Annotated in this window: 2 protein-coding genes; both read right to left on the minus strand. The window is 72.6% G+C overall.

The window, feature by feature from the left end:
- Positions 1-696 (minus strand): S1 family peptidase (locus AOK17_RS42400; protein WP_157881513.1); only part of this gene is annotated, 696 nt, incomplete at its 3' end.
- Positions 693-1010: CU044_2847 family protein (locus AOK17_RS52935; protein ID WP_245697724.1), on the minus strand; the 318-nt coding region annotated here is incomplete at its 5' end. The genes AOK17_RS42400 and AOK17_RS52935, both read right to left, overlap by 4 nt.

Consider the following 1010-nt stretch of genomic DNA (forward strand, 5'->3'; position numbering starts at 1 on the left):
TCCCCGCGCCCCTGAGGGGGCTCCTGATGGGGTGCCCTTCTCCGCTGCCTCCACCAGGCGGCGCAGGCGTTCCTTCTGGGGCTGGTCGTACTCCGGTGTGGGGATCAGGTCGCCTAGGCGGGGCCAGTAGCGGGCCATGATCTGGGTGGGGAGCATGCGGCCGTTGCGGATCTCGGGGCTGCGGGAGGCGGCGGAGACCATGCCCACGACACGGCCGGTGTCCGCGAGGGTCACCGCGGCGCCGCTGAAACCGGGGGCCAGCGGCTGGCCGTGCGCGGCCCACGCCTCCAGCTGGACCCACTCGCCGGCGATCAACTGGTCGGCGGTGGCCCGGTATTCGGCGAGCGTGCCCTCGTCGTACCGCTTCGGGAAGCCGTAGGCGAGGAGCCTGCGCGGGGGGTTCCCGTACGCGTCGGAGGGTGTCGCGAACTCGGCCGGTTTCAACGACACCGAGCGGTCCAGTTCGAGTACGGCCAGGTCGCCAGGGTCGGTGTCACGGCCGTCCCAGCCGCCGTGCGCGATCACCCGGGCGGGCACCTCTCCCTCGCCGCCGTGGGCGAAGGACACGGCGACCGGGGCCGTTTCGCTGTGCGCGACGACATGGGCGCAGGTCAGGACGTGCCGCTCGGTGACCAGGAAGCCGGCACCGGTGTCGCGTCCGCAGTTGATTCTCGCGTGCCAGGAAGCGCTGCTCATGAGACCGGGGTGGCCTCCGGGGAGCCGGATCCGGAGCTGAGGCCGGATCCGGGGCCGGGGCCGGGCTCGGGCGAACCGTCGGACCCACCGGACCCACCGGACCCGTCGGACGCACCAGACCCACTGGGCGACCAGGAGAGCTTGACGACGAGGTGGCCCTCGACCGCGCTCTTGGCGATCAACGCGCCCGCCTCCGCGGTCAGTTTGACCCCGAACTCGATCTCCACGGTGTCGGGCTTCAGCGAGCCGTCGCGGAAGACGCGGAGTGCCGACTCGGCGGCGGCCCGCACCCCTTCGAGGGAGCCCTCGAACGT

The organism is Streptomyces phaeochromogenes, assembly GCF_001418655.1.
GTDB lineage: Bacteria > Actinomycetota > Actinomycetes > Streptomycetales > Streptomycetaceae > Streptomyces > Streptomyces phaeochromogenes.